Here is a 23,808-nt window from a genome sequence, read left to right as displayed (position 1 = left end):
CGTGAACGCAGGTCGCTTCGCGCCGAGCCCCACCGGTGAACTTCACGTGGGCAACCTCCGCACTGCGATCCTGGCCTGGCTCTTCGCCCGGTCCACCGGCCGCCGTTTCCTGGTGCGCGTCGAGGATCTCGACCGGGTCCGTGCCGGCGCTGAAGCGGTGCAGCTAGCCGAGCTGAGCGCCGTCGGGCTCTCCTGGGACGGTGACATCACCCGCCAGAGCGAACGCCAAAACCTCTACGACGACGCCGTTGCCCGCCTGCTGCGCGACGGGCGCCTCTTCGAGTGCTTCTGTACCCGGCGAGACATCGCGGAGGCGGCTTCGGCGCCGCATGTCCTTCCCGGCCACTACCCCGGCACCTGCCGGGACCTGTCCCAGTTCGAGCGCGAAGCCGCGCGGCGCGTCCGGCCGGCCGCGCTCCGGATCCGCACCGACGTCGACCGTTATGGTATCCGCGACGTCCTGCACGGTCCCTACACCGGACTGGTTGATGACTTCGTAGTGGTGCGCAATGACGGGGTGCCCGCCTACAACCTCGCCGTCGTCGTCGATGATGCGGAACAGGGCATCGACCAGGTGGTACGCGGCGATGACCTGCTGAGTTCCGCACCGCGGCAGGCCTATCTCGGGTCCCTGCTGGGGCTTCCCGCTGTTGAGTATGCTCACGTGCCATTGGCGCTGAACCCGGAAGGTCGACGGTTGGCCAAGCGTGACGGCGCAGTCACCCTCGAAGCCTTGGGCGCCAAGGGTTGGGATGCAGCCCAAATCCGGGCGCTTATCCTGCGTTCGCTCGGCCTTCCGGACAGCTCACTGAAGGCTGCGCTGGGGGCATTCGATCCTCGCCTGCTGCCCCGCGAGCCGTGGATTGTCGACCCTTCCCACCTCTCCTCCACCGATGCCGCTCCTGTCCCACCCAACCGATAGAGTTCTTCTGTGAGTACAGCCCTTTACCGCCGGTACCGTCCGGAGACGTTCTCCGACGTGATCGGCCAGGAGCACGTCACCGAGCCTTTGATGACGGCCATCTCCAAAAACAGGGTGAATCACGCCTATCTTTTCTCCGGTCCACGCGGCTGCGGCAAGACCACCTCGGCCCGCATCCTGGCCCGCTGCCTCAACTGTGCGCAGGGCCCCACACCGGTTCCCTGCGGCACCTGTGACAGCTGTGTTGAGCTGGCCCGGAACGGCTCCGGCAGCCTGGATGTCATCGAGATCGACGCAGCATCCCACGGTGGCGTCGATGACGCCCGTGATCTCCGTGAGCGCGCCACCTTCGCTCCGGTCCGTGACCGCTACAAGATCTTCATCATCGATGAAGCCCACATGGTCACCAGCGCCGGCTTCAACGCGCTGCTGAAGATCGTCGAAGAACCCCCGGAACACATCAAGTTCATCTTCGCGACCACGGAGCCGGACAAGGTGATCGGAACCATCCGGTCGCGCACGCACCACTACCCGTTCCGGCTGGTTCCCCCAGAACCCCTGATGGCTTACCTTGAGCTGCTGTGCAATCAGGAGAACATCCCGGTGGCGCCCGGCGTTCTGTCCCTGGTGGTGCGTGCAGGCGGCGGGTCGGTGCGCGACTCCCTGTCCGTGCTGGACCAGCTGATGGCCGGTGCCGGAACCTCCGGCCTTGACTACGAACTCGCGGTGTCGCTGCTGGGATACACGCATGCCTCGCTGCTCGACGACGTGGTCGATGCCATTGCCGCCGATGATTCCGCTACCGTTTTCGGTGCAGTTGACCGGGTCATCCAGACGGGCCATGATCCGCGGCGGTTCGTCGAGGACCTTCTCGAGCGGTTCCGCGACCTGATCATTGTCAACGCAGTTCCTGATGCGGCGGCGTCCATCCTGCGCGGTACACCTGACGATCAGCTGAACCGCATGCGCACCCAGGCTCAACAACTGGGACGCGCGGAGCTCTCGCGCGCCGCTGACATCACCAATACTGCGCTCACCGAGATGACCGGCGCCACCTCTCCGCGATTGCACCTCGAGCTGCTCTGCGCTCGCATCCTGCTGCCCGCTGCGGACCAGTCGGAGCAGGGCACCCTGGCCAGGGTCGACCGCATCGAACGCCGCCTAAGCTACGCCGATGGCCTACCTGAGGCCGGTACCGGGGCTCCCCCAGCTACTGCCGAGCGCACCGCACAGCCCTCCGCTCCGGCCGCTGCCGCACAGGTACCGGCACCGGCAGCTGCGTCGGCACAGCCTCAGGCACCGGCTGCTGCCCCTGTATCTGCAGCCTCTGCAGCGGCTGGCCCGGACAGGCAGCCGTCGGGCACGCAGGTTTCTGCCGACTCAAAGCCACAGCAGGCTCCGGCTCCGGCCGAGAAACTCGAGCGCGCCACGGAGCCTGCGCAGGAACCCGGTGCTGCCGACTGGGGCGGCGGATGGGGCGTGCCTCCTGAACCTTCGGATCCGTGGGATCAGCAGAGCACCGAATCCCGTTCAGCAGCAGCACCAAGGGCCCAGCAGCCCAGGTCCGAGCAGCCCCAGTCCGAGCAGCCCCAGTCGGAGCAGCGCCCGGTTGAGCAGCGTCCGGTTGAGCAGCGTCCGGTTGAGCAGCGTCCGGTTGAGCAGCGTCCGGTCGCGCAGCGTCCGTCGGGTCAATCCGCTCCGGCCCAGGGTTCAGGTCAGATAGAGATGATTCGCAGGGCGTGGCCCGAGATCATGGACGAACTGGCCCGGATCAAGCGCAGCACGTGGTTGAACGTCAACACCGATGCAAAGCCGCGCTCCTTCAGCGACAATCAGCTCACCCTTGCGTTTGCGTCACAGGGCAATGCGCTGGGTTTTCAACGCGGTCAGCACAGCGACAACCTGAAGCAGGCCATCAACAAGGTGCTTGGGTTGAACTGCAGCATTGAAGCCATCCATGACGGCGCCGCGGCAGCGGGTGAACCCGACCCAAAAGTACTTACTAGCCGGAACCAGCCGGCAGAGGCGCAGGGGCAACCCGGCGCCAGTGGCCCTGCATCGATAGGTGCCGGCACACCTTCCCCGGGAGAGGATTCCTGGGGGCTGCCAGCGGCCGCAACCGGAGCCCGGCCTGGCTGGGGAGAATCTGCCCGGCCGGCTGCGTCCGCCACAATCCATCAGCAGAACCAGACGCAGCAGACGCCCGCGGGCATCGAACCAACCGGTATCGTGCGCACGGAGCAGGCACCCGTGCGGAAGGCAGGTGCATCCCAGACGCCCCCGCAGCAGGCCTCCCGGCAAGATTCCGCGCAGCAGGTGCCCGCGAATGCCCTCGCGCAACAAGCGTCCACTCAGCCGGCCCCTGCCCAGCAATCACCCGCTCCGCCGGCACCCGTCCATAACGCAGCTGCACAGCCCGCACCCCGCGAGCCCGCTGCTGGACCGCGCAACCCCAATGACGTCCCTTCTTTCACGCCGGCAGAACCGGCCCGTGACCCTGATGATCCCGGTCCTCAGGAACCCTCTTTCGACGAGGAACCGCCGTCCCGCCCCAGCCGCTACCAACAGCTGCTCGATGAAGCCGCTCGGGCGGAGGCGGCCAAACCCAAGCCGCAGCCTGTAACGGGCGCCGTAGACTTGAAGTACGTCGAGGACATACCCAGCGCAGACGATGAAACCATCGAGGAATCCGGACTGGTCGGCCGGCAGGCCATCGAACGTATCCTCAACGGACGGCTTATCGAGGAACGCAGCCTCGACCAGTAACAAGGCCACCCGGTCCCGGCCGGGCCGTCGAGTCACCATCTACAGCTAAGGCAAATCCGTGTACGAAGGCGCAGTTCAGGAGCTCATTGACGAGCTGGGACGTCTACCCGGCGTGGGCCCCAAATCGGCACAGCGCATCGCGTTCCACATTCTTGAGGCAGACGGGGACGACATGAAGCGGCTCGTCAACGCCATCGTTACCGTCAAGGAGCGGGTGAAGTTCTGCACCATCTGCGGGAACGTCGCCGAACAGGAGACCTGCGGCATCTGTCGCGACCCACGTCGTGATCCGTCCGCGATCTGTGTGGTCGAAGAGTCCAAGGACGTCATCGCCGTCGAACGGACGCGGTCCTTCCGAGGCAAGTATCACGTGCTCGGCGGCTCAATCAATCCAATCGCGGGGATCGGTCCCGATCAACTGCGCATCCGGGAACTGTTGAACCGGCTCTCTGACGACCAGGTTCAGGAAATCATCATCGCCACCGATCCGAACCTCGAGGGCGAAGCCACGGCCACCTACCTCGTGCGGATGCTGAAGACCATCGGCATCAAGGTCACGCGCCTCGCTTCCGGACTGCCGGTCGGCGGTGACCTCGAATACGCGGACGAGATCACCCTCGGCCGCGCCTTCGAAGGCCGCCGCACCGTCTCCTAGGGAGCGCGAAACGTCAGTTCTCCTGCAATGATCCGTCCCTGCGGGCCACGGCACGGACAGGAGCGCCGTCCAGGTCCAGCAGGGGCAGCGGGAAGATCCCAATCCAGCAGCGGGCTGGAAGCTTGCTGACACCGCGCAGATTCTCAACGATCAAGCCGTCGCCACCCAGCACAATGTCATGTACAGGCAAGCGGAAAGAGTCCGCCTGTAGCGTGGGATCCGGGCTGAGCGTGTCAACGCCGAGGACGCGCATGCCGCGCTGTAAGAGTTCAGCAGCTGCGTCAGGGGCAAGGTAAGGGTGATCGAGGTAGGCGTCCGAGCCGATCATCCGATCCCACCCTGTGGCCAGGACCACTATCGGCGGCACCGCATCCGGAATCTGATCGGCGATCCTGGAAAAAGTGATCTCCTCCCCGGGCGCAGCGCCGGTGAGATGCAGGATCACCGCCTCCCCCGACAACTCGTCCACGCTGATATCGCTGACTGTCCGACCACCGTCGACGCTGTGGGATGGGGCGTCGATATGTGTTCCGGAGTGCGATCCGAGGTGTAGGGCAACAACTGATACGCCGTCTTCGCTGAGAGTTAGTGCAGGAGCGAAGGCCACTTCAGGATCGCCCGGGAAGACCTGCATCCCGGCGCTGATGGGGTGGGTGAGGTCAACGTACCGCGTCAACCTGTACCTCCTCGGCCAGATGGCCTGCGGATTCGCGCCCGGAACGGCGGCTCTTGTACGAGAGGGCAAGGTAGAGGACGAAACTGAGAACGAAAGCCGGCAAGGTTGCCCCGATTGGGCTAGGCCACGAGTAGGTCAGTACGTAGGAAGCTGCGGCGCCGATCACCCACACCGCGATTGCCGACCAATTGATTCCTGCCGTGTACCAGTACGAACCCTGGCCCTCGCGGAGGATGTCCCGGGTGTAACTTGCACGCTTGATGATGTAGTAGTCCACGATCATGATCGCGAACACGGGGATGAAGAACGCGCCGATCATCACCAGGAAGTCGGTGAACTGGTTCAGCAGAGCAAGCCAGGTGGAGCCGATGATGGAGATCACTCCCACGGTGAGTGCTGTCGGTAGGAAGCGGAACTTCCAGTGCGCCTGCGCATTGACCACGGAGGTCACCATTCCGTAGACGACCATGGTGTTGGTGGCCATGACCGACATGAAGATGACGACGGCCAACGGAGCCCCGAAAGCGGCAACGATGACAGTGGGATCGAACGGTGCAGCGGGATCCCCGGACAGGAGAACATAGCCGATGGCTGTGGCGCCCAGGCTCATGGCGAGCACGGTGGAAACAACGTAACCGATGCCGGAACCAAGGATGCCTGCGCGGCTTGACTTCGCGAGCCGGTTGAAGTCGGCAGAAAGCACTGTCCAGGAAACCGCCGTGGCGATCACAATGTCCAACACCACGAAGCGGGTGAATCCCAGGGACGCGTCCGCTTCAATGCCAGCGAACTCGGCCGGAGTGAAAGTGGTGAAAGCGGTGACGAAAACATACGCCATGATCGCCAGGATGACGACGGCGAGCCACGGCTCTACCTTTGCGATACCTTCGTGCCCGAGAATCGCCAATGCGACGACCAGTGTCTGGGCAAGCACTGCAAAGAGCATCGGGTTGGAAAAGCCGGTGGTTGACTCAACCAGATAATTGACGGTCACACCCGCCAGCATCGCCTGCACCCAGCTCCAGCCCATCAGGATGATGACGTTTGCGGCCACCGGCAGGAGGCTGCCTCTCGTACCGAACGCTCCACGGGTGATCGCCATGGTCGGCAGTCCTGTTCGGGTGCCGATATTACCGACCAGGGTGAGGACAACGGCGCCGACGACCGTGCCGATGAGAATCATGAGGAGAGCATCGGTGAAGCTGACAGCCGGCACGAAGAGAGTCCCCGTCAGCAGCGTAGTCACAACGAAGTTGGCTGCCAGCCAGATCATTCCTATCCGGCCGAGCGGAAGCGTACCGCGTATCGGACCGAAACCGTCGGCATTTTTCTGAAGACGCGCATCGAGGCGCTGATAGAGATTCATGAGGGCTCCTGGAAGTGAGGGCGGGAACTACGCTGTCCGGGCGGGAGAGGGCGACAGATGCTCATGAACGGCCAGGAGCGCACCGTCTGGTTCACAACGGAAGACGATGGTTTCCCGCTCTCGATACGACTCTTCACCATCGCTGGTGCGGACCGTGGTGGCTACGTCGTGGCTGAAGACGGCGCCCCCGGCGAAGACTGTGACCTGCTGGTTGGATGAGTCGCAAGCTATGACCGTCCAACCGCTTGCCACCCATTCTGACCACATCGCTTCATAAGCCGCGCGGCTCTCGAGTCGGCTCTGCTCGGAATGGAAAATAAAGCTCGCATCGGTGGCAAAACCGGAAAAATATCGTTCAGTATCCGTCGCCGCAAATGCTTCCACGATCCGGGAGGCGGCTTCGGCAACTTCACGTTCGGACGGCTGGGGAAGCGCGTGGTTGTTCATATTTTCCTTACGAAATGCCGAAAGCATGGGTGCTTTGCAGGCAATAAATGTTGACTATAGGTAACCTCGCGTGTTGTGTCAACCGTCACAACGGACGGAGGAAAGGTGCCCCTTCCGACGCTAAGGGGGAGGCGCTCAGGCTATGCGGGTGCCCTGTGAGAGCCGGCGAGCTGGGGTGACCAACTTGCGACGGCCCGCCCAGAGCACCACTGCAGCCAGCCCACCCTGCAGGGCAAGCCCGAGCGGCCAGATAGGGAACGGCTCAGACTCGATGTCCCGCGACCGCGGCCCAAAGAACTGGGCCTCGGCACAGGTGACGTTGTAGTCCGGACCCGCCTGGGCAAGACGAACCTGATCGCTGATGCTCTCCATAACCCCGGGCGCCCGGTAGGTCTCATTGAACGACCCCACCGGGAGGTCATCCGCGGCCCTGTCATAAGGCACAGCATCCGCGACAATGACGAACGGGTTGGCTGCGAGCAACCATGCTGTACGTTCGGTGTGCCAGACCGTCGTCGTGATTTCATCGGTGACGCACACGAGGTCCTCCTCCGAAGGGATCTCCTGGCTGAGCTGCACCTCCGGCGGGTAGTTGTAGTACGACTGCACTACCGGGACGTCTTCCTCCATCACCAGAGTCATGCTGAGCCCGAACGCGATCAGGGTTCCGAGACCCAGCAGGGCAACCATCATGTAGGTGGTGACGATCGAGAACAACGGCCTGGTTGCGAGGGCGGAGATCCCGACGCCGAGGGCGCACACCAACCCGAGCTCGAGGGCAAGCACCACCAGGGAGACCACGGCCTCGAGCGGGTTGACGCCACCCAGAGCCAGCGCCCAGAAGATGAACGGCGAACTCAGCGCCAGGAATCCCGACGAGGCCACCCAGGACGCGAGCCACTTACCCCACAGGATCTGGCCAGGGGTCAGGAGCGTAATTTGAAGGATGGCCAGCGTTCCGCCGGCGCGGTCACCATTGATCGCGTTTGCGGACAGGCCCGGCGCCACCAGCAGCCCGAAGAACAGCACAAAGCCGACCACGAGGTCGAACAGAAAGGGTCCCGCTCCGCCGGTGGCCGACGTCGTAAGGGTCGCCAGCAAAAACACCAGACCGATCACAAGGAACCAGACGGCCATCATGATGTACCAGGCGCGGCCCCGTAGCCTCTGCTTCATCTCAAGCCCGAAAATGGAACGCACCCCCGTCGCATATCCGAGGCTGAGGGGGCGGCTACTCTCGATCAACTGCGTGCTCATTGCCGCTCCGTATCCAGGCTCATGTAGGTCTCTTCGAGGGCGCCGCCGGCCGGCGCAAAGGCGGTCACGACGACGTTGGCCAGGACGAGCGTGCGCAGCAGCCACGCTGCCTGCTCAGTGCTACTGAGCAACACCTGATACTCGACCCGCCGGGAGTCGCCCCGCTCTTCGAAGACGACGCCGTGACTTGACAGGACGTCGGCGAGGGCCGACATCGGTTCGGCCTGGATGCAGTAGCGGCGAAGCTGACTTCCTGCCTCGTCGAGGGTCTGGGTCTTGACGGACTCCCCGCGGCTGACGAAGACGGCGCGGTCTGCTATTTCGTCCAGTTCGGACAACACGTGACTGGAGACGACGATGGTCTTGCCCTCCCCGGCGAGCCGCCGGAGCATGATGCGCAGCTCCACTCGGGAGCCCGGATCGAGTCCCGACGCCGGTTCATCCAGCAGGAGCACCTCCGGGTCATGGATCAGCGCCCGCGCCAGGCTGAGACGCTGCTGCTGACCGCGGGAGAGGACCCGGGCCGGGGCGTCAGCGTATTCCGTGAGCCGGACGGCGTCGAGCAGTTCGGCGGCTCGCGTGGAAGCAGCCGCCGTCGTTAATCCGTACAGCGCACCCACGGTGGTGAGGATCTCGCGCGCCTTGAGCGATTCCCAGACCCCGAGGGTGTCCGGCATCCAGCCGACCTTGCGGCGCACGGCTGCGGAATCGGTCGCCGGGTCCGATCCCCCGACCGTGAGCGTGCCCGCATCCGGCGCCAGCAGCGATGCGAGGATCAGCAGCAGCGTGGTCTTGCCGGATCCGTTCGGCCCGATCAGCGCTGTCACCTCTCCCGGCGGCGCCTCAAAATCGATACTGCGAACCGCATCGACGGAGCCGAAACTTCGTTTGATACCTCTGGCAATGATTCCCCCATACCCATTGGTCATGAGGCGACCCTAACAACAGGGTGAGGAAACCTGGTCTGGAAACGCTGCACAATAGGACTTGTGATTGGGTGAGTCGAAATCGAACGGTTAACATGGTGTGCGGTTACGGGCCGTTCATCGACCGTGGCCGACTTGAAGAAACCCCCTTTGTAGTTGACCTGCTACCGGCGCCGTCCATACCGCCGGACACCGTCACCCAATATCAGCGAGCGTGCGCATGGCCTTGATTGTTCAGAAGTTCGGTGGCTCGTCCGTGGCCGACGCGGAGGGCATCAAGCGCGTCGCCAAGCGCGTCGTGGAGACGCAAGCGGCCGGCAACCAGGTCGTCGTCGTCGTTTCAGCAATGGGCGACAGCACCGATGAACTGCTTGACCTCGCAGCGCAGGTCAGCAGCACCTCCAACCCCCGCGAGATGGACATGCTCCTGAGCGCCGGGGAACGCATCTCGATGGCCCTGCTTGCAATGGCCATCCACGAGGCCGGGTCCAGCGCACAGTCCTTCACGGGCAGCCAGGCCGGCATGATCACCGACGCGATCCACGGCAAGGCCAGGATCATCGCAGTGTCGCCGCACCGGATCAGGACGTCCATCGACAAGGGCGACATCGCAATCGTCGCCGGCTTCCAGGGGATGAGCCAGGACAGCAACGACATCACGACGCTGGGCCGTGGCGGGTCGGATACAACTGCCGTAGCACTCGCTGCAGCCCTGAAGGCTGACGTGTGTGAAATCTACACCGACGTTGACGGTATCTACACGGCCGATCCGCGCGTTGTCCCTTCGGCGAAGAAGATCGCAACCATTTCCAGCGAAGAGATGCTGGAGATGGCCGCGTCCGGCGCGAAAATCCTGCACCTTCGCTGCGTCGAGTACGCCCGGCGTTTCGGCGTGCCGCTGCATGTCCGCTCATCATTCAGCCAACTCGAGGGGACCTGGGTTCTTCCCAACCCCGACGACACCATCAAGATTCAAGAGGGAGAACCCTTGGAACAGCCCATCATCTCCGGTGTTGCCCATGACCGCTCCGAGGCAAAGGTTACCGTTGTCGGCGTGCCCGACATCCCCGGCAAGGCAGCTGAGATCTTCAGAATCGTTGCGGGAGCCCACTCCAACATCGACATGATCGTGCAGAACGTTTCCACGCATGGCTCAGGGCACACGGACATTTCCTTCACCCTGCCCATCGTCGAAGGCGCCGATGCGCTGACGGCGCTGAAGGCGGCACAGGACCTCGTGGGCTACGACAGCATCGAATACGACGAGCAAATCGGCAAGCTGTCCCTTATCGGTGCCGGAATGCGCTCCAACCCCGGCGTCTCCTACAAGTTCTTCCGGGCATTGTCCGACGCCGGCGTGAACATCGACATGATCTCCACCTCCGAGATTCGCATCTCGGTGGTCACCAGTGCCGATCTGCTGGACACGGCGGTTCGCGCCGTGCACGCGGCGTTTGATCTCGACGGCGACGCCGTTGCGACCGTTTACGCGGGCACGGGCCGCTAGGACGCCGTCGTCCTGCTAACTCTCGAGGCTATTCCTCCGTGTGGAGGACCGGCTTCGTGAAGTAGTCCGTGTATTTCTGGACGGGTTCGGTTCGGCGAACTGTCTGGTGGTCCGGATGCTTGCGGACGGCGTAATGATGGCCGTCGGAATCCACCTCGATGTTGAGTTCAGCGAGTTCGGCCTCTGAGGCTGTTTCGAACTCATCATGCCGGTGTACCACCGGGCCATCCAGGGCATCCCGTTCGGGCGGTCCCAGAAAGATGGTGGCGGGGTTTTTGATCCAGCGGCGCCGGGGTCTCTCAGCCATGGGTATCGCCTTCTCTCTGCGGCTGTTCGAGTACCCACATCTTAAGTCCGAATGGTCCAAAAAGCTCCGGCCTGATGCAGAAATCCCCCGCACCGGACAGACCGGTGCGGGGGATTTCGCGTAACCTGCGTACTGCTACTTACCGTTCGTCGGCGTGGTGTCCTCACGCGGTCCTGCGGGCAGCTTGTCTGCGCCGCTGACCTCGGGAACCGCGACCGCTTCGACGTCGCCCGAACCGCTGACCGTGACCGAAACGAAGGTCACGGAGGTGGATCCTGTGTAGGTGATCCGGCCGACATATGAGCCAGGCTCGAGGCCGGTCCAGTTCAGGGTCACTTCTCCGGACTGGCCGTTGTCAAGGTCAAGCGGGTTGGGCGAGATGGAGGCGTTGCCCTCGTCGGCGCCCAGGATCGCGGCGTCGAATGTTGCAGCGGTCGCCCGCCCATCGGTGCTTGCGTAAAGGTTCACGATTGCCGTGTAGGTTCCCGGAACCGGGTTCGGCAGGCTGAGTGTCTCACTCGCCGAGGCGGTGGCAACCTGGAACAGGCGGCCGTTGGGATCGAACACGAAGAGGTCGAAGTCCGCCGTGTCATCGGAGGAAAGAACCGACATCTTCGCGAACGGCGTCCCCCTGGGAACGGTGACCTCGGTGACGAAGTTCGACGCGTTGTCGCTCGTGGCCACAGGGCCGGGAACGAGGGAAAGCGCCTCGCTGTTGGCCTTGGAGAGCCCCTCAAGCTTCATCGAGACGGGAGCATTCGTTCCCGCGGTAACAGGGATGATTCCACTGCCGTCCGGACCTTCGGATGTGAAGGAGAGCTCGGACGGAGCGACCACGGACTGCGGGCGGACCGCGATCGGTGAAGCCACTACCTTCTCAGCGCCCTGCCACACCAGCGAACCCTTGGCGAATTGGCCGAGTGCGGCGTCCGCATTCTCGAAGGTCACCTGGAAGGTGCGCTTCTCCCCTGCCGCACTGAAGTTCAGGACCGAAGGGGTCACCGTGACGTTCACGCCGGGAACATTCGCCGTGGCGTTGTAAAGCCCGGGGGTGAGCGCAGTCACCGTGCGGGTGACGGTCACCTTGCCGGTCAGGTTTCCGACCGCGAAGGACGGAACGTTCATGTCCTTCGCGTTGAGGCCCTCGATGCCCGCGACATCGGCGAAGCCGGTGCCTTCAACAAACTGCAGGTAATCGCGTACACCCGCGTCGTAAATCAGTCCGGGGCTCAGCACGCTGGTGGGATCGACCTGACCTGCACCGGTCGCGAAGACGTCACCGTCCACGCCGCCTTCAGCGTTCTTCACCGGATCAGCGGTGGTCATCATGGCGGACTTCACCGCAGCCGGCGACCACGCCGGGTTCTTGGCGAGGATCAGTGCGCCCACGCCGGCGACGTGCGGCGATGCCATCGAGGTGCCTGAAAGGAATCCGAAGTCATCACCTCCGGTACCGATGGGTGAAACGCCTGCGAGGACGGCAACGCCCGGTGCAGCGATGTCCGGCTTCAACAGATCCGAGCCAGTCGCGAGGAGCGGCCCCCGAGAGGAGAAGCCCGCGATCTGCGGAACGGGCGGCAGTGCTTCGCCGGTGGTGTCCTCAGGTACCAGCGCTACCCGGATGTCGGGGTTGGCGGCAACCTTCTCCTTGAGCGCCAGGCTCTGGGGAGCGTTGACGTGCACGGTGGGAACGGCGTGCTTGTCGGTGTCCATGGAGGAGTCGGAGAGGTTCACCAGGATCATGCCGATTCCGCCGGCCCGGGCAACCTCGGCCGACTTCGCAACGCGGTCGTACACGCCGCGGTCACAGACAACGATCTTGCCTGTCACGAGGGCAGGATCCAGGGAGTTCGGTGCACACAGTGCCGGGTCCACAGCACCGGCTGCTGCCGCGTTACCGCTGAGTACTACCGGGCTCGCCGGAACGCCGGCGCTCATGATGCTGGCTCCGCGGAACTTCGTCCCATCCGAGAACTCGGCTGTACCCTGCAGGGCGTGGCTGAAGGTGCTTGCTGCGACGGTCGTCAGCCAGGGTGCGCCATGGTTGACGGTGCTGGCGGTCGGCCCGGAGTTACCGGCCGAGGTGGCGACGAAGATCCCTGCCGAAGCTGCGGACAGGAACGCGAGCGACACAGGATCCGTGGTGGTGGTTGTACTGCCCGAGATCGAGTAGTTCAGCACGTCCACGCCATCGAGGATCGCCTGGTTGATCGCGGCAACAGCGGCGGAGGAGTAGCAGCCGCCGGTGTTCGGGTCGTCGTCGGCCCAGCAGGTCTTGTAGATGGAGAGCTTGGCGGCCGGCGCGACTCCGGAGGACACCCCGAAGTCACGGCCCGCTACGGTCTGGGTGACCTTGTTGTTGCCCGCTGCCGTGCTTGCCGTGTGGGTTCCGTGGCTGTCGACGTCGACCGGCGACAGCACTTCCTCGGGTGCCCGATTCGCCTCGGGAACGAACTCGATGAAGTCCTCGGCGAAGTACTGGGCCGCGAGGACCTTCGAATTGCACTCCTCGCCGGTGAAGCCTTCACCTTCCTGGCATTCACCGATGAAGGTTGAGCCGTCTGCCTTCAGCATGGCGATCTGGCCGTCTTTGGTCAGGTAGGGCTCTCCGACACGCGCCTTCGCATTGCCCTTGAGCGGCTTGACCTGCTTGCCTGCGAAGAACGGGTTGTCCGGGGTGTAGCCGGTGTCGATGATCCCGACGACGGTTCCGGCGCCGGCGTTCTTTTCGCCGCCGAACTGCGTCTTCCAGGCACCCTTGCTTCCGGGAAGGTTGAGGATGTCCATGCTGGTGTAGTCATCGGGCGCGTTCTCGACGTCCGGAGCGACCATGCGTACGTTCGGATCCTTGGCGAGCTCAACAGCCTGCTCGGACGTCAGCGTAGCGCTGAAGCCGTTGAGCGCAGCGGTGTAGGTGCGGTTGATCTCCACACCCTCCTGGGCCGCAACGGCCTGCTGCTTCTTCTCAAGGTGGTTCTTGTACTTCTGGAAGTCCTTCTTGCCGCTGAGCTTTTCGCCCTTTTCCGGCTTGGTGGCTGCGATGCCGGGGACACCGCCGTCGTACGTTGCTGCGGGCTCCTCACTGAGCACCACAATGTAACGGCCGGCCGGGTAGTCCTTGGGATCCACTTTCTTGACCGTCTGGATCTGCTGGGTAGCAGTGGGGCCAGTCGGTGCTGCAGCGGCGGGGACCGCCGTCATGGAACCGAGAATCAACGGCAGGCCCAGCACGAGAGCTGTAGCTCTGCGCAGACCACCTGCCCGCGGATTCCTGTATTGAGGGTCTTTCACGCGAGGTTACCTTTCATCGAAAAAGCGACCGGACAATGCCGGACTGAAAGCAGCTGGTGTGGGGGTCTGTGCCCTGAATCACTACCGGAGCCTCACATAGGCTACCCCCGAGTAGGGTTCCCAAGGGGCGGTCCTGAGCAGAACCTGCCCGTAAACAGAGCTTTGGAGCAAAATCGGGTTTTGAGAACGCCCGTTCATTCAATTTCCGACGGGATAGTGGTAAAAGACCGTTGCTTCAGGCATCAGGGGATAATGGGATGGTGCCTGTGACCGTCCTTGCTCCCGAAGAGTGGGAGCCCCGTGCCACCGCCCATTCCGAGCGGGTTCGAGCGTACACCGAGCCCTACCTGCGCCGGCGGGCGGCACAGCAGAAGCATCCGGTGGAGGACTTCCTGTTCACCTACTACACGCAGAAGCCGGCTCAGCTGCTGAAGTGGCATCCGGGTGCGCATACCGTTCTCACCGGGCCCCCCGCCGTCGAACGTGCGGGCTGGAAGTTCTACCGGAACCTCACCTCCGAGGAACGGCAGCAGCTCGGACTCAAGAACGACGACGGCGCCGTGACGCTCGATCTCGCTGCTTTCCTCGAGGCACGGCGGGAGGCGGTGAACTTTGCCCGCATCATCCTTTCCGGCACTGCCGCCCGCCCTGCGCAGTTCGGTTGTTTCGGTCTGCACGAGTGGGCGATGGCCTACAAGTCGGAGGAGAACTCCATCCGGCACGAATACCTGAACCTGCGGTTGGGCGCCCAGGGAACGGACGAGGTGGTGGAGGCGAACCGGATCAGATGCACCCACTTTGACGCCTTCCGTTTCTATGCCCCGCAGGCGGTTGCGCTGAATGAGCTCCAGCCGACGCGGACAGCCCAGCGGGATCTCGAGCAACCGGGTTGCCTGCACGCAAACATGGACCTCTACAAATGGGCATACAAGCTGACTCCCGCCCTGCCCAGTGATTTGGTGATGGACTGCTTCGAACTCTCGTGGCGAATCCGCGCCATGGACATGCAGGCCTCGCCGTATGACCTGGCGGAGTGGGGCTACCCTCCCATCGCCATCGAGACACCCGGCGGGCGGGCGGACTATGTGCGGGCACAGCGTGCGTTCTCGGCTGAATCCCAGCTAAAGCGTGCACAGTTGAATGAGTACATCAATCAACTGCACCTGACCGTTGACCCCTGATCCGGGCAGGAACCAGCTGGAATATCGAGGGTGACGAGGAGGTTTCCCATGGGTTTTGCACGCGGCATCGCCGCAAGAAATGTGGCTATGCTTGTCGGCACTGTGCTGGCCTTCTCCCTCAGCGGGTGCGGGTCGCCCGGCGAACCCGGCACGGAACTGGCCGCCCCTCCCAGCTCGCCCGTTTCCGAGCCGGCCGAACCATCTGCGTCGCCAACAGCCCCGGAGAGCAGTATGTCCCCAGAATCACCGAAGCCCACACCCAGCTTCCCGTCGGATCCTGCAGCAGTCGGAACCGCCATGCTGGCCATCAGTATCAAGCTCAGCCCGGAGTCCGCGCCGGTCGAGTACTTCCTTGAGTGCACGCCGGACGGCATTGGAGAAACCACTACAGTTCCTCATCCGGAAGCTGCCTGCGAGGCGGTCAAGCGGCTCGGTGCGGCCTTCTTCAATGCGCAGCCGGACCCCAACAGGATGTGCACGCAGCAGTACGGCGGCCCGCAGACCGCCACGGTGAAGGGAACCGTCGACGGGCACCGCGTGTACGCGTCGTTCTCCGCCACTGATGGCTGCGAGATTGCGCGCTGGAACGCGCTGGAAGCCATTCTCGGAACCGCCGGCGCCAGTTAGCTGCGCGCGCCAACTCCCGAGTCACGGCCCGCTGTGTTCGGCCGGTAGAATGGAACAGCAAGCTCGCGGAGCGCTGGACCATTCTTTCGAAAAATCAGGCGTGAGACGGCACCCGTCGGGCAACCGCATTTAACTGCACCTAACCAGTGTTTACACCTCACAGGAGTTGCCGGATGCCCCGGATCGTTGTTGACGTCATGCCCAAACCTGAAATCCTCGATCCGCAGGGCAAGGCTATCGCCGGCGCCCTCCCCCGTCTCGGGTTCACTGGATTCGCCGAGGTCCGGCAGGGCAAGCGTTTCGAGTTGACCGTTGAAGGCGATGTGACCGAGGAAGTGCTGGATCACGCCCGCAACGCGGCCGCCACACTGCTCTCGAACCCCGTCATCGAGGATGTGACCCGGGTCGAGGTCATCGAGGACGCACAGTGACCATCGAGACTCCCCTGATCGGCCACTCAGCGGCTGAAGTTGTCGATGAAAGCCTGTCCGGAGTCCGCGTCGGAGTCGTCACCTTCCCCGGCACGCTCGATGACCGCGACGCGCTGCGGGCGGTGCGCATCGCAGGTGGCACCGGTGTCCAGCTCTGGCACGGCGACCATGACCTCAAGGACGTTGACGCCGTCATCATTCCCGGTGGTTTCTCCTACGGCGACTACCTCCGCGCAGGCGCGATTTCGCGCTTTGCGCCGTTGATGGAACAGATCACCGCTGCGGCGTCCGGCGGTTCCCTGCCCGTACTCGGCATCTGCAACGGCTTCCAGGTCCTCACCGAGGCGCACCTGCTTCCCGGATCAATGGTCAAGAACAACCACCTCCACTTTCTCTGCAAGGACCAGCGCCTGTTGGTCGAAAACAGCTCGACGGCGTGGACTTCCTCATACGGTGAAGGCAGCGAAATTGTTGTCCCTCTGAAGAACCAGGACGGTCAGTTCGTCGCGGACGAGCGCACGCTCGACGAGCTTGAGGGCGAAGGACGCGTTGTATTCCGCTACGTGGGCGGCAACCCCAATGGATCCCGCCGCGACATCGCCGGTATCACCAATGAGCACGGCAACGTTGTGGGCCTCATGCCGCACCCCGAGCACGCGGTTGAACCCGGCTTCGGCCCGGACTCCTCCGCCTTCGGCGAGGTCGAAGTCCGCGGCGGCGTGGACGGGCTCGGTATTTTCACCTCGGTACTGCAGAAACTGGTTAACAAATGACCACAGAGACAACCTCCAAGAAGTTCAATATCGACACGGTCGAACACGCCGAGCAGACCCCCGAGCAGCCGCTTCCCTGGGCGGAACTGGGGCTGAAGGAGAACGAGTACGACCGCGTCGTCGAGATCCTCGAACGCCGTCCTACCGCTGCAGAGCTGGCCATGTACTCCGTGATGTGGAGCGAGCACTGCTCCTACAAGTCCTCGAAGGTGCATCTGCGCCAATTCGGCGACAAGGTCACCGAGGAGATGAAGGAGCACCTGCTCGTCGGCATCGGTGAGAACGCCGGCGTCGTCGATATCGGTGACGGCTGGGCGGTGACCTTCAAGGTCGAGTCCCACAACCACCCATCGTTCGTTGAGCCGTATCAGGGTGCCGCAACCGGCGTCGGCGGCATCGTCCGCGACATCATCTCGATGGGCGCCCGTCCCGTCGCGGTCATGGATCCGCTGCGCTTCGGAGCAATCGACCACCCTGACACCCCGCGACTGGTCCACGGCATCGTATCCGGCATCGGCGGGTATGGAAACTCGCTCGGCCTGCCCAACATCGGCGGCGAGGTCGTCTTCGACTCCGTCTACCAGGGCAACCCATTGGTGAACGCCCTGGCTGTCGGCGTCCTCCGCCATGAGGACATCCGCCTGGCCAACGCGTCAGGCGTCGGGAACAAGGTGGTGCTGTTCGGTGCGCGCACCGGAGGCGACGGAATCGGCGGCGCCTCGGTGCTGGCCTCGGAATCCTTCGACGACGCGAAGCCGTCCAAGCGCCCCGCTGTTCAGGTCGGTGACCCCTTCGCCGAGAAGGTACTCATCGAGTGCTGCCTCGAACTGTTCAAGAACTCGATCGTTGAGGGCATCCAGGACCTCGGTGCCGCAGGCATCTCCTGCGCCACCTCCGAACTTGCCTCGAACGGCGACGGCGGCATGCACGTCGAGCTGACAAACGTCCTCCTTCGCGACCCGTCGCTGACTCCCGGCGAGATCCTGATGTCGGAGTCGCAGGAACGCATGATGGCCGTGGTGACGCCGGAGAACGTTGCGGCGTTCGAAGCCATCATGGACAAGTGGAACGTCGAGTACTCGTGGCTGGGTGAGGTCACCGATACCGGCCGCCTGATCATCGAGTGGGACGGCGAGAAGATCGTCGATGTCGACCCCCGCACGGTTGCCCACGACGGCCCGGTCTACGAACGCCCGTACTCCCGCCCGGTGTGGTTGGACGGCGTTCAGGCTGACTCCTTCAGCGCTGAAGCGCCCACTGATCTTCGAGCCGCGGTGCTGGAGCTGATGGCCTCCCCGAACATGTGCTCGAAGGACTGGATCACCAACCAGTACGACCGCTACGTGCAGGGCAACACCGCTCTGGCGATGCCCGACGACGCCGGTGTGGTCCGCGTTGATGAGGAGACCGGTCTGGGCATCGCGCTCTCCACGGACGCCAACGGCCGCTACTCCTACCTCAACCCGTACGACGGCGCCCGGCTGGCTCTGGCTGAGGCCTACCGGAACGTTGCCACGTCCGGTGCCAAGCCGATGGCCGTCACCGATTGCCTGAACTTCGGTTCCCCCGAGGACCCAGAGGTCATGTGGCAGTTCGCCGAGTCGGTGCGCGGCCTTGCCGACGCCTGCCAGGAGCTCGGCGTTCCCGTCACCGGCGGCAACGTCTCGCTGTACAACCAGACCGGTGGCGTCGCCATCCACCCCACGCCTGTAGTCGGTGTGCTGGGCGTATTCGACGACGTCGCACGCCGGACTCCGTCCGGTTGGCGCGAGGACGGCCAGGCTATTTACCTGCTCGGCACCACACGGAATGAGCTGGACGGTTCCGAGTGGGCGAATCTTCGCGGTCACCTCGGCGGGCAACCCCCGGCGCTTGACCTCGACGCCGAGAAGACCCTCGCGGCAATCCTGGTCAACTCCTCACGTGACGGCATGATCGACGCAGCACATGACCTCTCCGAAGGCGGCCTTGCTGCGGCTCTCTCGGAAGCGGCCCTGCGCTTCGGTGTCGGTGCCCGGATCGGGATCGACGAGCTGTGTGAGCGTGACGGCATCGACCCGTTCACCGCGCTGTTCTCGGAGTCGCAGGCGCGTGCCATCGTCTCGGTTCCGCGCTCCGAGGAAGTTCGTTTCAACGACATGTGCACGGCACGGAACTTCCCGCGCATCCGGATCGGTGTGGTTGACGCCGAAAACGACGCCCTCGACGTCCAGGGGCACTTCACCCTCCCGCTGGGAGAGCTGAAAGAAGCACACGAAGCTACGCTTCCGAAGCACTTCGGCTGACCCGTATCGATCGCGCCAATTCGATCAGGTCAGTCTCCATCAGGTAGAGCACCGGTGTCATGACACCGGTGCTCTGCCATATCGTTACGTGCCCCATCCCGAGTGAAAGCAGCCCAGCAGATAGGGTTGATCCATGACATTTCCGCTTTTGAGCGCGCTTTTCGCCATGATCGCGGGTTTGTTGCACGTGTATATCTTCGTGCTTGAAAGCGTGCGCTGGCGCCACCCATCTGCGTGGCGGAAGTTCGGCATCTCCTCCCAGGAACACGCGAACATCATCCGCCCGATGGCTTTCAATCAGGGCTTCTATAACCTGTTTCTTGCTGCCGGTGTGATCGTTGGGTTGTCGCTGTCCGGCACGCTCGTCGGGTACGGCATGATCGTCCTCGCGCTCGCGATCATGGTGCTCGCCGCCGTCGTTCTGGTTGTGACCAACCGGTCACTGTGGGTGGCCGCGCTGGTTCAAGGGCTTCCGCCGCTCATTGCGCTGCTGACCCTGCCGATGGTACCGGCCTGACTGCTTTCCGGGCGATGCTCGGCATGCGCCCGCAGCTGACCGGCGCCTCAGCATGATGCGGGAGAGGCCCCTCATCACAACGCGGCTGAAGTTGCTTCCCATGCGGGCCGCGCACGCCGATCTGATCGCGCGCCAGGAGCGGGAACCCTCCTGGGCGCTGGACTATCCCCAGCCCACTGATGTGGACGCTGCGCGCCATCTCTTTGAGTCAGGACTGCTCTACGCCGACGACGGCGGACGCTTCGGTGTGTGGCTCATCGTCGAGATGGCGAATGACTCCGTGATCGGGACCATCGGGTTCGACGGCCCGCCGCAGGCGGGAGCTCTTCAGATTTTCTATGGGATCGTACCGTCCCGGCGCGGCTGCGGCATGGCCGCGGAAGCGCTGCACCGCCTGACGGAGTATGCCGGTGAGAGCCCGGAAGTGCGTTCGATCGAGGCTTACGCGCAGTCCGATGCGTCGGCCGCGGTGTTGCGGAGGGCAGGCTACGGCTCTGTCAGCGAGGAGCGTTACCCGCTCGGGGCGTCGCTCTTCGTCTGGGGAATGAATCCGTCCCGGCGGCAAGGTGACGGGCAGCCCGCAGGTAGCGGCGGGTAACCAGCTCCTGGCAGAACCGTGCAACCGGAGCTCCGAGCCGGTAGAACCAGTTGGCGTGCCGACTGTAGGCGTGCAGCTCGAAGTAGACCGCCCCGTCGGGTTCCAGGACTGCAGTGAAGCTTTCCTCCCCGCATTCCGGGTGGCCGGGCAGGGTGGCGTAACCAAACCCGGCGCGGCGGGTGCCGTCGTGGTGCTCCTCCGGGTCTTCGACCCACACCACCTCGCAGGGAGAATTCAAGCGCAGGTTTCCTATGCCGAAGCCCACTACCACCAGTCCCCCGACGGCGGCGCGAGGCTGTGAGGCGTGGATGCGCAGCCTGGAGCGGCGGTGCAGGTCGAGCGCGAGGATTCCGTCAGCGAGTTGCCGAAACTGGTTCTCCCCAGCGCCCACCCTGATGCGGTGGCGCATGGGTCTGAAACCTGATGGCCAGACACCGCCCCGGGTGAACCCGACTGCGTTGTGCGTGATCTCAGGCATTGCTTCCTCGGATCAGACGTGACCAGCCGAGCGACTCGCGGTTCCTTCTGGGAAGAGAAGCGACCACCAGGTCGTAGGAATCCTCGATCATGTCACGAAGGATGTCGTCGGGCAGCGTTCCGGTGCAGTCCACGCCGTTCCAGTGGGTTTTGTTCATGTGCCAGGCGCCGGTGATTTCCGGGTGTGCTGACCGCAGCTGTTCGGCGAGATCAGGCTCGCACTTGAGGCTGATGGACAGGGACGGGGAACCGAGATCCGAAAGCGCGAACATCTTCGCTGTTCCGCCGGGTGCGCGCACCTTGAAGACCGAGGCTTCGGGCCCGAAAGGGAAGTCCTCGTAGGTTCCCGGAAAGGAGAGACAGGTCTCGCGAAGCTGTGCTGCATCCACATAGTGAGCGTACAGCGAAGCGGTGACACACTATAAGGACCACGATCAAGGAGCGCACATGGGAGACATCGGCAGGCAGGCGCGAAAGGTCGCTGACGGGGCAGAAGACGCCACCGATTCAAAACCGTTCCTCCTTGCAGCCAGGGCAGGGTACGTCGCGGCGGGCATCCTTCACATCCTGATCGGCGTCATTGCCTTCCGGGTAGCGAGCGGCGGATCCGGAAGCGCGGACCAGAGCGGGGCCATGGCCTCACTCGCGGGTTCTCCGGGTGGTGGAATCCTGCTGTGGGTCTGTTTCCTTGGTTGTTCAGCGCTGGCGCTTTTCCTGCTCAGCGAGGTCCTCTTCACGCCGCGCAGGCTCAGCGGCAAGGAAAAGGCGACGTTCCGCTTGAAGAACGGCGGGAAGGCTGTCATCTACGCGGCGATCGGGTTGGCCTTTCTTCAGTATGCGATGGGCGGCTCCAGCGACAGCGACTCCGCCACGCAATCCACCAGCGCAGCACTCATGGCCAACCCGGCGGGAACCGCACTGCTGCTCGCTGTCGGTGTAGGTATTCTCGCCATCGGCGGCTACTTCGTTTATCGCGGCATCACCAAGAAGTTCGAGGAGAACCTGACCGGTAAGCCCTCCGGATCTGCCGGACGGGCCGTGACCATGCTGGGTACCGTTGGTTACGTCGCCAAGGGCATCGCGCTGGGTGTTCTTGGCCTTCTGCTTGCCATCGCTACCGTGAGGAATAACCCGGAGGAATCTACGGGACTCGACGGCGCCCTGAAGTCGCTTCAGGAGCAGCCGTTCGGCGTGTGGATCCTTGGCGCCGTCGCGCTCGGGCTGATCGCGTACGGGATTTTCATGATTGTGCGTTCCCGCTACCAGCGCATGTAGCGGTGAGCGCGTGTAGTAGTGAGCGCGGCTGAGCCGCATCCAGCTCAGGAGCAGTCGGCGGTCACAGCCCCATCCGTGGCGCCTCGATAGCCGGGCACGTGTCCATGACGACCTCGAGTCCGGCATCCGCAGCGCGCTTGGCTGCCGCCTCATCGATCACGCCGAGTTGCAGCCACACTGCTTTTGCACCGACGGCGATGGCGTCGTCGACCACCTTGCCCACTTTCTGGCTGTTCACGAAGCAGTCGACGACGTCAATCTTCCCCGGTACGTCAGCCAGTCGCTTATAACCCTGGCGACCGTAGACATCGTCCCCCTTCAGGCTCACGGGAACGACGTCCATCCCGAGCTGGTCGATGAGGAAGCGGGACACCCCCATCGCCACCCGCCTCGGATTATTCGAAAGCCCGACGACGGCCCAGCGGCCTGGCGTGGTCAGGAGCCGTTTGATGGTTGCCGGGTCATTCTGGTGCGACATGTATGGCTCCTGTTCAGGCAGGTTGCAGGTGGTTGGAAGGTTCGGCACGCTGTGGGTCGGCTCGATGTGGATCGGCACCGTGCACCAGCGTCGGATGACCGCGGAAGGTTCTCCTGTACGCAGCCGGTGAGGTGCCGAGCGCACGCTGGAAGTGGTGTCTCAGAAGCACCGCCTGACCGAACCCTGCCTCGCGGGCGATGGTTTCGATGCTCAGGTCGGATTCCTCCAGCAGGCTCTGCGCGCGGAGGACACGTTGGGCGGTGAGCCAGGCGGCCGGCGTCGTGCCCGTCTCTGCCTTGAAGCGCCGGGCGAAGGTGCGCTCCGACATGTGCGCGCGTGCCGCCAGGGCGCTGACGCTGTGTTCCTCGTCCAGATGTTCGTCCATCCAGACGAGGATGTCTTCCAGCGTGTCGCACTGGGTGACGGAGATGGGACGGTCGATGTATTGCGCCTGGCCTCCCGCGCGGTGCGGCGGCACAACCATCGAGCGGGCAATGCTTGTGGCGGCAGCTGCACCGAGTTCGGTACGCACGAGGTGAAGGCACGCATCGATTCCGGCAGCCGTTCCAGCGCTGGTAATGATGGTGCCGTCCTGGACGTAGAGCACGTTCTCATCGATCCGGGCGTTTGGAAACTGCTCGGCGAGCTGATGGGCATGAATCCAATGGGTCGTCGCGCGACGCCCGTCGAGAAGACCCGCTTCGGCCAGAGCGAAGGCGCCGCTGCAGACGGACAGCACCCAGGCTCCCCGCTCGTGAGCCGCCTGCAAGGCGCGGTGTACTTCGCCTTGTCCCGGTGCGTCTGCCCCGAACGGCGGCATGATGACCAGGTCTGCGGTCTTGGTAGCGCTCAGATCTTCCTCGACGGCTATGGAGAACCCCAGATTGGTGGGAACGAGTCCCGGTGTAGGAGTGCAGATTGAGAAGTCGAAGGCCGGTATGCCTACACCGCGTTTGGAGCGGTCGACACCGAACACCTCGCACGCAACTCCGAACTCGAACGGCGTTACTCCCGGCAGGGCGATGACGGCAACTCTCTTCAACATG

Annotated in this window: 23 protein-coding genes; 12 read left to right on the top strand and 11 right to left on the bottom strand. The window is 63.8% G+C overall.

The features are described from left to right. Position 1 precedes the first annotated feature (1 nt). The 3 genes from gluQRS to recR are packed head-to-tail and all read left to right on the top strand — an operon-like array spanning position 2 to position 4,343. Positions 2-922 carry a tRNA glutamyl-Q(34) synthetase GluQRS gene (gluQRS, locus tag M1D74_RS01730; protein WP_458116275.1) on the top strand — a complete coding sequence of 307 codons (921 nt, stop codon included), beginning with the start codon at positions 2-4 and terminating at the stop codon, positions 920-922. Between the two features lie 9 nt (positions 923-931). After that, on the top strand, positions 932-3,688 hold the full coding sequence (locus M1D74_RS01725; RefSeq protein WP_458116274.1) for a DNA polymerase III subunit gamma and tau: 2,757 nt from the start codon (positions 932-934) through the stop codon (positions 3,686-3,688). A 58-nt stretch (positions 3,689-3,746) separates the two neighbouring features. Further along, positions 3,747-4,343 (top strand): recombination mediator RecR, encoded by a 597-nt coding sequence (recR, locus tag M1D74_RS01720; protein ID WP_458116273.1) that lies wholly within the window; start codon positions 3,747-3,749, stop codon positions 4,341-4,343. A 13-nt stretch (positions 4,344-4,356) separates the two neighbouring features. Here the strand turns inward: recR and M1D74_RS01715 are convergent, their stop codons facing one another. The 5 genes from M1D74_RS01715 to M1D74_RS01695 form a co-directional block, all read right to left on the bottom strand. Further along, positions 4,357-5,019: a cyclase family protein gene (locus tag M1D74_RS01715; protein WP_458116272.1), complete on the bottom strand. Its 663-nt coding sequence runs from the start codon at positions 5,017-5,019 to the stop codon at positions 4,357-4,359. After that, positions 5,003-6,385: a purine-cytosine permease family protein gene (locus M1D74_RS01710; RefSeq protein ID WP_309123672.1), complete on the bottom strand. Its 1,383-nt coding sequence runs from the start codon at positions 6,383-6,385 to the stop codon at positions 5,003-5,005. The genes M1D74_RS01715 and M1D74_RS01710 overlap by 17 nt, the downstream gene beginning before the upstream one ends. 27 nt (positions 6,386-6,412) lie before the next feature. Continuing rightward, the gene (locus tag M1D74_RS01705) at positions 6,413-6,832 is read right to left on the bottom strand and encodes a YybH family protein (RefSeq protein WP_309123673.1); all 420 of its coding nucleotides are present in this window, start codon (positions 6,830-6,832) and stop codon (positions 6,413-6,415) included. Positions 6,833-6,967: 135 nt separating this feature from the next. Continuing rightward, complete coding sequence (locus M1D74_RS01700; RefSeq protein WP_458116271.1) at positions 6,968-8,089, bottom strand: ABC transporter permease; 1,122 nt, start codon at positions 8,087-8,089, stop codon at positions 6,968-6,970. Beyond that, positions 8,086-9,018 carry an ABC transporter ATP-binding protein gene (locus tag M1D74_RS01695; RefSeq protein ID WP_309071653.1) on the bottom strand — a complete coding sequence of 311 codons (933 nt, stop codon included), beginning with the start codon at positions 9,016-9,018 and terminating at the stop codon, positions 8,086-8,088. The genes M1D74_RS01700 and M1D74_RS01695 overlap by 4 nt, the downstream gene beginning before the upstream one ends. 217 nt (positions 9,019-9,235) lie before the next feature. Here M1D74_RS01695 and M1D74_RS01690 point away from each other — a divergent pair, with 217 nt between their 5' ends. Further along, complete coding sequence (locus tag M1D74_RS01690) at positions 9,236-10,522, top strand: aspartate kinase (RefSeq protein WP_309071652.1); 1,287 nt, start codon at positions 9,236-9,238, stop codon at positions 10,520-10,522. A gap of 28 nt (positions 10,523-10,550) precedes the next feature. Here the strand turns inward: M1D74_RS01690 and M1D74_RS01685 are convergent, their stop codons facing one another. Continuing rightward, positions 10,551-10,829 carry a hypothetical protein gene (locus M1D74_RS01685; protein ID WP_375164377.1) on the bottom strand — a complete coding sequence of 93 codons (279 nt, stop codon included), beginning with the start codon at positions 10,827-10,829 and terminating at the stop codon, positions 10,551-10,553. A gap of 135 nt (positions 10,830-10,964) precedes the next feature. Beyond that, positions 10,965-14,030 carry a S8 family serine peptidase gene (locus M1D74_RS01680; protein WP_458117116.1) on the bottom strand — a complete coding sequence of 1,022 codons (3,066 nt, stop codon included), beginning with the start codon at positions 14,028-14,030 and terminating at the stop codon, positions 10,965-10,967. A gap of 347 nt (positions 14,031-14,377) precedes the next feature. Between M1D74_RS01680 and M1D74_RS01675 the strand changes: the two genes are divergently transcribed. From M1D74_RS01675 to M1D74_RS01645, 7 genes are all read left to right on the top strand, one after another. Then, positions 14,378-15,301 carry a 3-methyladenine DNA glycosylase gene (locus M1D74_RS01675; protein WP_458116270.1) on the top strand — a complete coding sequence of 308 codons (924 nt, stop codon included), beginning with the start codon at positions 14,378-14,380 and terminating at the stop codon, positions 15,299-15,301. Between the two features lie 48 nt (positions 15,302-15,349). Then, positions 15,350-15,928: an SSI family serine proteinase inhibitor gene (locus tag M1D74_RS01670; protein ID WP_458116269.1), complete on the top strand. Its 579-nt coding sequence runs from the start codon at positions 15,350-15,352 to the stop codon at positions 15,926-15,928. A gap of 173 nt (positions 15,929-16,101) precedes the next feature. After that, positions 16,102-16,359 carry a phosphoribosylformylglycinamidine synthase subunit PurS gene (purS, locus tag M1D74_RS01665; protein WP_309123676.1) on the top strand — a complete coding sequence of 86 codons (258 nt, stop codon included), beginning with the start codon at positions 16,102-16,104 and terminating at the stop codon, positions 16,357-16,359. Then, positions 16,356-17,132 (top strand): phosphoribosylformylglycinamidine synthase subunit PurQ, encoded by a 777-nt coding sequence (gene purQ, locus M1D74_RS01660; RefSeq protein WP_375164837.1) that lies wholly within the window; start codon positions 16,356-16,358, stop codon positions 17,130-17,132. Before purS ends, purQ begins: the two co-directional genes overlap by 4 nt. Then, positions 17,129-19,417, top strand: coding sequence for a phosphoribosylformylglycinamidine synthase subunit PurL (gene purL, locus M1D74_RS01655; RefSeq protein WP_458116268.1), 2,289 nt, complete (start codon positions 17,129-17,131; stop codon positions 19,415-19,417). The genes purQ and purL overlap by 4 nt, the downstream gene beginning before the upstream one ends. A gap of 133 nt (positions 19,418-19,550) precedes the next feature. Then, a complete protein-coding gene (locus M1D74_RS01650) occupies positions 19,551-19,934 on the top strand; it encodes a DUF1304 domain-containing protein (RefSeq protein WP_309071647.1) in 384 nt (127 codons plus the stop codon). Positions 19,935-20,034: 100 nt separating this feature from the next. Beyond that, positions 20,035-20,532, top strand: a complete 498-nt coding sequence (locus M1D74_RS01645; RefSeq protein WP_458116267.1) for a GNAT family N-acetyltransferase — start codon at positions 20,035-20,037, stop codon at positions 20,530-20,532. Here M1D74_RS01645 and M1D74_RS01640 read toward each other — a convergent pair. Both M1D74_RS01640 and M1D74_RS01635 read right to left on the bottom strand, forming a co-directional pair. After that, a complete protein-coding gene (locus M1D74_RS01640) occupies positions 20,432-20,941 on the bottom strand; it encodes a DUF1990 family protein (RefSeq protein WP_458117115.1) in 510 nt (169 codons plus the stop codon). The genes M1D74_RS01645 and M1D74_RS01640 overlap by 101 nt on opposite strands. Positions 20,942-21,002: 61 nt before the next feature. Beyond that, positions 21,003-21,398: an MmcQ/YjbR family DNA-binding protein gene (locus M1D74_RS01635; protein ID WP_458116266.1), complete on the bottom strand. Its 396-nt coding sequence runs from the start codon at positions 21,396-21,398 to the stop codon at positions 21,003-21,005. 58 nt (positions 21,399-21,456) lie between these two features. On the opposite strand from M1D74_RS01635, the gene M1D74_RS01630 reads away from it, so the two are divergent. Next, positions 21,457-22,284 (top strand): DUF1206 domain-containing protein, encoded by an 828-nt coding sequence (locus tag M1D74_RS01630; RefSeq protein ID WP_458116265.1) that lies wholly within the window; start codon positions 21,457-21,459, stop codon positions 22,282-22,284. A gap of 61 nt (positions 22,285-22,345) precedes the next feature. Here M1D74_RS01630 and M1D74_RS01625 read toward each other — a convergent pair whose 3' ends face one another. After that, positions 22,346-22,762 (bottom strand): CoA-binding protein, encoded by a 417-nt coding sequence (locus M1D74_RS01625; protein ID WP_309071643.1) that lies wholly within the window; start codon positions 22,760-22,762, stop codon positions 22,346-22,348. A 13-nt stretch (positions 22,763-22,775) separates the two neighbouring features. Continuing rightward, a complete protein-coding gene (locus M1D74_RS01620; protein ID WP_309071642.1) occupies positions 22,776-23,807 on the bottom strand; it encodes a GlxA family transcriptional regulator in 1,032 nt (343 codons plus the stop codon). Position 23,808 lies beyond the last annotated feature (1 nt).

This window comes from Arthrobacter sp. D2-10 (assembly GCF_054161285.1).
The sequence above is the reverse complement of the archived record's forward strand: the minus strand, read 5'-3'. Positions and strand labels throughout refer to the sequence as shown.